This is a genomic window from Streptomyces sp. NPDC127100, from assembly GCF_042724095.1.
Classification (GTDB): domain Bacteria; phylum Actinomycetota; class Actinomycetes; order Streptomycetales; family Streptomycetaceae; genus Streptomyces.
The window spans coordinates 1-9,797 of record NZ_JBHXFL010000086.1 but is presented as its reverse complement, the minus strand read 5'-3'; the positions used below and the strand labels follow the sequence as shown (position 1 = coordinate 9,797).

Genomic DNA, 9,797 nt, shown 5'->3' with positions numbered 1-9,797 from the left:
GCGGTAGGAGGCCGACTCGGCCAGGCCCCAGCCGTCGGCGGCGCCGCCTTCGGCGCCCCGGCCCGAGACCGTGAGGCCGGTGCCCTTCGTCCGGGCGCGCTGTCCCGAGCCCTGGTGCCCGCCCAGCGCCATGTTCTCCATGCCGGCGCCGGTGGAGCGGTGCCGTACCCGGGGGCGGGTGAGGGCGAAGCGGGTGCCGACCGCGCCGTCCAGCGCGGTGAGCCGCCGGGGGTGGCGCAGGTCGGCGACGACCCAGCCGGAGGTGACGCCCTGCCGCAGGGCGGCGGTGACCGCCTGCGGGGCGAAGCGGTCCTCGACCGCGAGCCGCGGGGCCAGCCCCTCCGTCTCGAAGGCGGTGTCCCCGGGTGCATCGGTACGTCCCCGGCGGGCGGCCTGGGCCAGGAGCTGGAACGCCAGGTCACGCACCGGCTCGGCGTCGCCGACGGTCTCCACGAAGTCCCAGTCGCGCAGGCCGCGGCCGGGTGCCCGGGTGGTCAGGTCGCCGATGCCGGAGGCGTCCAGGGGCCCGGTCCGCGTGCGGCCCGCCGTGCGGTGCCGGTCCAGCCGGGCGTGCGTCTCCTCGTCGACGGTGAAGGCGGTGGGCGTGCTCAGGCGCACGTCCTGGCCCTCCTCGTCGAAGCGCAGGGGGTTGTCCCGCAGGCCGCGGTCGTCGGACGAGGCGATGCGTTCGGCCTCGGGCCGGTGCCGTCCGGGGCGGCCCGGCGTGACGGCTCGCTTGGCGGTGCGTTCCCGGCTGGTCATGGTGACGTCGACGCCGAGCCACAGCTTGGTGCCGAAGGTGCTGGTCGAGACGTCGCCGCTGTTGAGCGAGTCGGTGCGGGTGACGGGGCCGCCCTGGGCGCGGCGGCTGGACTCCACCGCCGCGTCGGCCACGGCGCCGACGCTCAGCGCGCCCGGCACCAGGGAGGCCCGGACGCCTCCCTGCGCGCCGGCCCGGCGGGAGGTGGCGGCACCGCTCTGACCGCCCGACCCGACGCCCGCGCTGCTGCGCACCAGCCAGTCGGCGGTGTCGCCGAGGTAGGTGAGGGCGCCGATCTGCCCGCGCACCCGGACCTGTACGTCGTGGGAGGCCAGGGCCGTCTTGCGGCGCAGCCGCACCGGGACGCCGGTGGACAGCAACTGGTCCTTGTTGGCGCGCAGGTTGGTCTCCGACAGGACGGTGACCAGTTCCCGGTAGTTGCGCCGCTGGGCCTCGGCGTCGGCGCGGCCCGCGTCCCGGCCCGTCGCCTGCGCGCCGAACGGGGGCAGATAGCCGGCCAGCCGCGGCTCGGTGGCGAACAGCCGGGTCACCGCCGCGATCAGGGGCCGGGTGTCCAGGTGCGTGAGGGCCACGCTGGAACCCGCCGCGTCGAACGGCAGCCGTCGTTCGGTCTTCTCGGGCAGGCCGTCCGGCCCGGTCACGGGCTTTCCGTCGGGCCCGGTCCGGTCCGGCTTCGTGTACAGCTCACCCGGCTCCGTGCCGGCCGGCAGCGGCAGTCCGAGGTGGTGGGCCTCCTCGGCGCGCAGGGTGACCCAGGCGTCGAGGACGTGCTCCGCGCCGCGGCGCGCGGGCCGTGCGGTGTGCCGCGGGGCGGCGGGCCCGGTGCCCTGCACGGTGAGGCGGACCCGGGCGCGGTAGAGCACCTTGCCGCCGCGGACCTCGGCGCCCTGCCGGGTGGCGGCGGTCTGGTCGGCGGCGGTGAACCGCATGCGCCGGTACCCGGCGACGCCCATGCCCGAGAAGCGCACGGCGGGCCCCGCGCCCGGTGCGCCGAGCCCCACGGCGGGGCCGGCGCCGGCGGTGCCGTTCGAGCCCTTGCCCACGGTGGCGCCCGCTCCGTGGGACACCTGCTGGTGGGTGCGCAACTGGGTCTGCCCGGCTCCCCAGCCGGGGACCAGCGAGACGATGTCGGCCCGCATCCGGTAGGCGCTCGCCGCCCCGGCGGCTCCGGCGTCCAGGTCCTCGCTCGCCACCCAGCCCGCGAGCATGCGGGGCAGGTCCTGGAGGACGGTCGTGGTGCCGGTGGCCTCGTAGAGCCGGGCCCGTCCGGCCGAGCCGGGGGCGACCGCCGCGGGATGCAGCACGGAGGCGACCGTGTCGAACAGCCCGCCGCCGCCCGCGTGCGGGGCGGCGCCGTCCTCCACGGAGATCGCCGCCATGGAGGTGGCCTGCCGTACCGCCTTCCGCTGCCGCGCGCCGAGCTCGGGGCCGTGGGCGGGCGGAACGGTGCCCATCGGCACCAGGTGCTCGCTCGGCACCCGCATCGTCAGGGTGCCGTCGCCGTGGAACTCCTGGGGTGCCGTGCCGGGGCCCTGCCGGTCGATCCGGACGGTGTAGGTCACCCGTCGCGTGCTGCGCACCGTGCCGCCCGCGCTGCGCACCGTACGGGGCTCGGACACCGTCCTCGTGGTGTGCACGTCGCGGTCGGTGCGCAGCGCGGCGCCCGCCGCCAGTTCGGCACCGGCCCACACGCCGGGGGCGGGCGTGGGGGCCAGCACCGTGCCGGAGGCGCTGAGGCCGAACTGCCGCGAGCGGACGGCGTCGGTCGCCACGGTGGCCGCCGAGTTGTGCTGCTGGTCCACCTTGGTGGCCGGGTCCTCGGCGGCCGTCGCGTCCGCCGCCCGCGTGGCCGACAGCCGGGGCGTGGTGGCCGCCGGGTTCGGGAACACGGACGGCCCCGGGTCGGCGCCGGAACCGGGGCCGAGGGAGACCGTGACGTCGTAGTCGGCGTCGGCGCCCCGCACGGAGAACGCGCGGCCCCGGCCGTAGAACGACTCCGGGCGGCCGGCCAGCTCCCGCCGCACGGCGGCGACGTCGCCGTCCGTCCGGCCGGTGACCCGGGTGAGGACGTGCCCGACGAACTCGTGGCCGGTCAGCCCGGTGGCGGTGGAGAGCCCCGCCGACGTCATGTCCCGCAGATACGGCGGCAGCACCAGGAGGGGCGGCGGCGCGCCGTCGCTCCGGCCCGCCCCGGACGGTCCCCCGCCCGGGCCGGCCGCCGGCGGAGTGCGCCGGCCCTGCCGGGCGGGGCGGCGGGGCCGCGGGAGGCCGGTGTCGCCCTGCCGTCCCGGCGGCGCCTCCTCCTCGGCGATCGGGGCCAGGGGCGCCCGCGCCACCACGGGCGGTCCGGGCGTGCTCGCCGGGGGCGGTGCGGTGCGGTTGCCGAGGAGGCGGGCGGCCGCGCGGTTGCCGGCGGCACCCTGAACGGCCCACAGCTCCCTCGGGCCGAGTGCGGACGCGGCGGCGGACGGGAGGCCGGCCGGGAGGTGCGCGCCGCCGGCGTCGCCGGGCACGGTCCGCGGGGGCACCGCCGCCGGGCCCGTCCGGTCCGCCGCGGCGCCGTTCGTGCCGGACTCGTCCCGCCGTCCCCGCATCGCACGCCCCCGCCCGACGAGGCGCCGGCCCCGTCCCCGTCCTCGTCGCCGGCTCGGCGTGGTGCGGAGCCCGGCCAGGCGGGGAGGCTAACCCATGAACGGAGTACGGCCACAGGGTGACGTACGGGGAAACGAAGCCCCCGTGGGAGCGCTCCGGCCGGATGCCGGGGCTTCCGACCAGCGGCGGAGCCGTCCGGCCTGCCCCTATGGGCACAGCCGGGGGCAGTGTCGGTGCCCCCGCTCCGGCCCCCCGGGCCGTTTCGACGGGGGCAACGCGCGCGCGAGGCTGAGGGGCGTCCTGTCTCGTACCCCGAGGAGAGCAGAGCATGCCGTCCTACCTGTCGCCCGGCGTCTACGTCGAGGAGGTGGCCAGCGGCTCGCGCCCGATCGAGGGGGTGGGCACCTCGGTGGCGGCCTTCGTCGGACTCGCGCCGACCGGCCCGCTGAACGAGCCCACGCTGGTCACCAACTGGACCCAGTACGTCGCGGCGTTCGGTGACTTCACCGACGGGTACTACCTCGCGCACTCCGTCTACGGGTTCTTCAACAACGGCGGCAGCGCCGCGTACGTCGTCCGTGTCGGCGGTTCCGCCGAGGACGCCGCCGGCGAGGGACCGGGGACGGCCGCCGCCGCTCCCTCGGTCACGGGCGGCACCGCTCCCGCCGCGCTGCCCGCCGCCGAGCCCCGGCAGCTCGGGACGTTCGCCGTGACGGCCACCGCCGCCGGCGAGAGCGGCCCGCTGTCCGTCGAGGTCGCCGACCCCGAGGGCGAGGGCCCCGCCGAGCGCTTCAAGCTGATCGTCAAGGACGGCGACAAGCCGGTCGAGACCTTCGACGTGAGCGCCAAGAAGGGCAACCGCGCCTACGTCGTCACCCAGGTCAAGGAGCGCTCCAAGCTCATCACCGTGACGGAGGCCGCGCCGTCCGCGCAGCTGGCCCGTCCGGAGAACCAGACCGTGACCCTGCCCGCGCCGCCCGCCGCCCCGGCGGGCAAGGCCGCGCCGGTCTCCCGTGGCGAGGTCGCGCACCCCGGCCCGGCGCAGTACCTCGGCGACTCCGCGGACCGCACCGGCTTCGGCGGCCTGGAGGCCGTCGACGAGGTCTCCATGGTCGCCGTGCCCGACCTGATGGCCGCCTACCAGCGCGGCGCGATCGACCTGGAGGCCGTCAAGGCCGTCCAGCTCGGCCTCATCGCCCACTGCGAGCTGATGGGCGACCGCGTCGCGGTCATCGACCCGCCGCCCGGCCTGAACGCCCGTCAGATCCGCGTCTGGCGTCAGGAGACGGCCGGCTACGACTCCAAGTACGCGGCCCTCTACTACCCCTGGATCAAGACCTTCGACCCGGCGTCCGGCCAGTCCCGCCTGATCCCGCCGAGCGGTCACGTGTCCGGCATCTGGGCCCGCAACGACTCCGAGCGCGGCGTGCACAAGGCCCCCGCCAACGAGGTCGTCCGCGGCGCCGTCGACCTCGAGCTCCAGATCACCCGCGGCGAGCAGGACCTGCTCAACCCGATCGGCGTCAACTGCATCCGCGCCTTCCCGGGCCGCGGCATCCGCGTCTGGGGCGCCCGCACCCTCTCCTCCGACCCGGCGTGGCGCTACCTGAACATCCGCCGGTACTTCAACTACCTGGAGGAGTCGATCCTGATCGGCACCCAGTGGGTGGTCTTCGAGCCGAACGACCACAACCTCTGGGCCCGCATCCGCCGCAACGTCTCCGCGTTCCTGGTCAACGAGTGGCGCAACGGCGCCCTGTTCGGCCAGAGCCCCGAGCAGGCGTACTACGTCAAGTGCGACGAGGAGACCAACCCGCCGGAGTCCGTCGACCTCGGCCGGGTCATCTGCGAGATCGGCATCGCGCCGGTCAAGCCCGCCGAGTTCGTGATCTTCCGGCTGGCCCAGTTCTCCAGCGGCAGCGGGGAGCTGGAGGAGTAGGCGCACCCGCCCCCTCCCCGTAGTCCCCCTCCCATTCCCAGAAGGACAGCGAACACATGAGTCTCCAGCCGGGTGACGCCCTCACTTCACACAACTTCGGTCTCCAGATCGACGGTGTGATGGTCGAGTACCTCGCCGAGGTCAGCGGCCTCACCCTCGAACAGGACGTCATCACCTACCAGCAGAACAGCTCGCAGGGCCGCGCCGAGGTCGCGCTGCTGCCGGGCGTGCAGAAGAACGGCCAGTGCACCGTCGTGCGCGGTATGACCCAGTCGGCGTCGTTCACCCAGTGGATCAACGACTCGATCCGCGGCCAGATGAGCACGGCCCGCAAGAACGCCTCCATCATCATGATGGACTTCCAGGACAACCCGGTGAAGCGGTACAACCTGCGCAACGCCTGGTGCAGCAAGATCGACACGAGCACGGTGAAGGCGGGCGAGGCCGCGGCCCTGACCGAGACCGTCACCATCGTGTTCGAAGAACTGGTCATCGAGTAATGCGGCGTACGGCCGCCCAGGCACCCGCCGCGGCTCCCCGGTCCGCGGCGGCGGGAGCGGAATCCATCCGTTCGGCTCCCGCCGCCGCTGCTGCCGACGCCCCGGCGGACCCGGGGCCCCGGCAGCAGCTCGTCACGGAGTTCCCCTTCGAGCTGCCGCGCGGTTACGTCGACGAGTCGGGCACGGTGCACCGGGACGGTGTGATGCGCCTGTCGACGGCCCGGGACGAACTGGTCCCGCTGCGCGACGTGCGGGTGCAGGAGAACCCCGCGTACCTGTCGGTGGTGCTGCTCGGCCGGGTCATCACCCGGCTGGGCACGCTGACGATGGTGCACGACGGGGTCGTGGAGAACATGTTCGCGTCCGATCTGGCGTTCCTCCAGGACTTCTACCGCCAGATCAACGCGGAGGGACACACCCGCGCGGCCGTGCAGTGCCCGCACTGCTCGGAGCCCTTCGAGGTGGAACTCGGCGGGAGCCGCCTGGGGGAATCGTGACGTACGCGACCGACCGGCTGCACGAGGAGATCGCGTACGTCGCCTACCACTTCCACTGGGGCCTGGACGCGATCCTGGATCTGGAGCACCAGGACCGACGCCGGTACACGGAGCAGATCGCGTCCCTCGTGACGCGCGCGGCGGAGGGCTGAGCGGTGGGATTCCTGGACCGGTTGCGGGGACGGCAGGGCGGTACCGGTGGGGCGGGCTCCGCGCAGAGCCCGGCCCCGGGCGGGGACGCGCCGGGCACGGCGAGCACGGTGGACGCGCCGGCCACGGCCGGTGTCCCGGCGCCGCCCGTGGCCGTCGCCGCGTGGACGGCGCTGCCGCCGATCCAGCGGTCGACGGGCGGCCGTCGTCCCGGCGTCGCGGACGCCGGGTTCGGCGGACGGCTGCCGACCTGGCAGAACCCGTCGTTCAGCGGGGCGCCGTCCCCCGCGGTCCTCGACCCGGCGGCCGGCCACGGCCTGCTCTCGGGGGCGTTCGCCGAGCCGGCGCGGCCGGGCGCGGAGTCCGGCCCCCGTACGCGGGGGCTGCCTTCGGCGTCCCCGGCGGGCGCTCCCGCCGTGCAGCGCATGCCGGTGGCGCCGCTGCGGGCGATACCGGGGACGCCCGCGTCGTCCCCGGCCGCGCCCGCGTCGTCCCCGGCCGCGTCGCCGTCGGCGCGTCCGAACGCTCCGCAGCCCGCCGCGGCGCCGGCCGCGTCCCGGGCGCCGGTCCAGCGGTCGCGGTCCACGGGGCCGGCGTCGCCCGCGGCTCCGGCGGGTCCCCCGGCCCGGGGCGCGCACGGCGTCCGCGCGACTCCCGTGCCGCCCGCCGCGCCGCGCACGCGGGACCTGCTCACCCGGGCGCCGTCCGCGCCGGCGGCCGTGCAGCGACGGGCCCTGCCCGCGACCCGGCGGACGCCCGACGCCGCTCCGGCCTCCTCGGGCACCGCGCCGTCGTCGGCGGACGGCGACCGAGGAGGCCCCGGCACGTCTCCCGCCGGGCCCCCCGACCCGGCACCCGCGCCTGCCACGGCGCCCGTCCAGCGCGCGGCACACCCGCAGGGCCCCGCGCCCGCGGCGCGGACGCACACCTCCGGTCCCCGGGCGACGGCCGCGTCCCCGGACGGCCCGGTGGCCGCCGACGCGTCTCCGGGCCCCGTCCGCCTGCCCGGCCCCACCACCGGCGCCCCTGCATCCGGCACCCCGGTCCAGCGGGCGACCCACGACGCGCGGCCCACGCCCCGCGGCACCCCGGCCCCGCGCACCGCCGCACGCCCCGCGAACGCCCCGGCGGGGGACGCGCCGGCGACCGGCACCCCGGTCCAGCGGGCGACACCCGCCCCGCGCACGGGCCCGACCGGCACGCCGGTACAGCGCCCGTCGTCGACGCCACGCACGAACCCGGCCGCGAACGCCCCGGCACCCGGCACTCCGGTCCAGCGGGCATCGTCCGCCCCGCGCACGAACCCGACCGGCAACGGCGACACGTCGGCGGGCAACCCTCCGGCACCCGGCACTCCGGTCCAGCGCCCGTCGTCGACGCCACGCACGAACCCGGCCGCGAACACCCCGGCACCCGGCACTCCGGTCCAGCGGGCGACGTCCGCCCCGCGCACGAACCCGACCGGCAACGGCGACACGTCGGCGGCCCAGACCCCGGTCCAGCGGGCGACGCCCGCCCCGCTCGCGAAGCCGACCGGCAACCCGACCACGAACACGCCGGCACCCAGGACTCCCGTCCAGCGGGCGACGTCCACCCCGCGCACGAACCCGACCGGCAACGGCGACACGTCGGCGGTCGGCACCCCCGCGCGCGAAGGCGCCCCCGGCGGTCAGGCGACCGGCCTCCCGGTGCAGCGGGCGGTGTCCCCGCAGGGCCCGCGGACCCCCCGCACGAGTACGGGTTCCGCCCCCGCGGGCAACCGTTCCCCGTCCGCCCCCGGCGGCACGCCGCCCGCCGCACCCGTGCCCCCGCACGGCTCCGCGGCGAACGCCACCCCTGCCTCCGGCACCACTTCCGACGGCACGCGACCCGCCACGCCGGTCCAGCGGGCCGTACCCGGCTCCGCACGGACGGCCCCGTCCGCGGGCGACCGGCGGACGCCTGCCCCCGACGGCCCGGCAACCGGACTCCCGGTGCAGCGGGCCGTCACCCCTGGCAGCACCGCGCTCGGCAGAGGCACGTCCGCACCGGCGGCGCGCCCGCAGGACCGGTCCTCCGCGGCCGCCGGTCCGGCGACGCCCGCCACCGGCGGCACCCCCGCGACGAGCACCCCGGTACAGCGGTCCGCGCCCAGCACCCTGCGCCCGACCGCGGCACCCGGCACGCCCGCCGGCAACCACGGCGGCGGAACGACCGGCACGGCACCCGACGCCTCGGCTCCGCCCGTGCAGCGGGCCGTGTCACGGAACACCCCCGCAGCGAGCGGCCCCCGGCCGGCCGCCACCGGCCGGCCACCGGCGGACGGCGCGGGACGCCACCCCGGCGCCACCGCCCCCCTCGCCACGCCCACGTCACCGCGCACCGCCGACGGAGCGACCGGAGCACGGCCCGCCGACGCGGGCGCCGCCACGGCTCCCGTCCAACGGCGGACGACGACGCCCGGCGGCCCGCCCGCGTCGAAGACCTCGCCCTCGCATCGAGCCCAGGGCACCCCCGCCCCGGCGACGCCCACTACGGCACCGGCCCCGTCCACCGGCACCTCCGCCGTACGCCCGGGCACGGTGGCACCCCCGGTGCAGCGCTCCACGGACGGAGCACCCGCGTCCGCGACGGCTCCGGCGCCCGCCACGGCACCGGCCCCCGTCCGGAGGTCGCCGTCGGCCGCCGCCCCGGAGGCCTCCGACCGCTCGGCCCGTCCGACGACCGAAGCGGCCACCGCCTCGCCCTCCACCGGCCCCACGGGAGTACGCCCCGGCCCGGTCGCCCCCGGCACCACGCCCCCGGTCCAGCGCAGCACCGCGGCACGCCGTCCGGGACTGGGCGCCCCCACCTCCGCACCGGCCTCCGTACGCCCGGCAGCGGCACCGGCCCCGGCACCCGAGCCCGCGCGCCCGGCCCCCGGCACGGCGGCCGGACCGGCCGACCGGCGTCGCTCCCCGCTCGGCGCCCCCCTCACCACCACGCCGTCCGGCAGCACGCCGCTCACCACACCGGCCACCGGCACCCGCACGCCCCCGCCGGTCCAGCGAGCCACCACACCCGTCATGCCCGGCCCTCCGGCCCCGGTGCCGACCAGCGACGTCTCCCACCCCACCGCCTCCACGCCCCCGCCGGCCACCCCCGGCCCCGGCACACCGTTCACGGACCACCTCACGCCCCCGGTCCAGCGCGCCACCGCCCCCACACTCCCGCCGGTCCACCCGGCCACCCCCGGACCCGGCACCCCCTTCACGGACCACCCCGCGCCCCCGGTCCAGCGCGCCACCGCCCCCACACTCCCGCCGGTCCACCCGGCCACCCCCGGACCCGGCACCCCCTTCACGGACCACCCCGCGCCC

General features: G+C 77.7%; 5 protein-coding genes and 1 pseudogene. 5 read left to right on the top strand and 1 reads right to left on the bottom strand.

The genetic code is table 11. The features are described from left to right. Window positions 1-3,375 (bottom strand): annotated as a pseudogene (locus ACFWJB_RS35060) (hypothetical protein); the annotation flags it as partial. A 326-nt stretch (window positions 3,376-3,701) separates the two neighbouring features. Here ACFWJB_RS35060 and ACFWJB_RS35055 point away from each other — a divergent pair. The 5 genes from ACFWJB_RS35055 to ACFWJB_RS35035 form a co-directional block, all read left to right on the top strand. After that, window positions 3,702-5,312: a phage tail sheath subtilisin-like domain-containing protein gene (locus ACFWJB_RS35055; RefSeq protein WP_385472994.1), complete on the top strand. Its 1,611-nt coding sequence runs from the start codon at window positions 3,702-3,704 to the stop codon at window positions 5,310-5,312. A 56-nt stretch (window positions 5,313-5,368) separates the two neighbouring features. Continuing rightward, entirely contained in the window at window positions 5,369-5,812 is a 444-nt protein-coding gene (locus ACFWJB_RS35050) for a phage tail protein (RefSeq protein ID WP_385472991.1), read from the top strand. After that, window positions 5,812-6,309, top strand: coding sequence for a hypothetical protein (locus ACFWJB_RS35045; RefSeq protein WP_386927341.1), 498 nt, complete (start codon window positions 5,812-5,814; stop codon window positions 6,307-6,309). Before ACFWJB_RS35050 ends, ACFWJB_RS35045 begins: the two co-directional genes overlap by 1 nt. Continuing rightward, window positions 6,306-6,461, top strand: a complete 156-nt coding sequence (locus tag ACFWJB_RS35040; protein WP_385472989.1) for a DUF6760 family protein — start codon at window positions 6,306-6,308, stop codon at window positions 6,459-6,461. The genes ACFWJB_RS35045 and ACFWJB_RS35040 overlap by 4 nt, the downstream gene beginning before the upstream one ends. Before the next feature lie 3 nt (window positions 6,462-6,464). Continuing rightward, window positions 6,465-9,797: hypothetical protein (locus ACFWJB_RS35035; RefSeq protein WP_386927339.1), on the top strand; the 3,333-nt coding region annotated here is incomplete at its 3' end.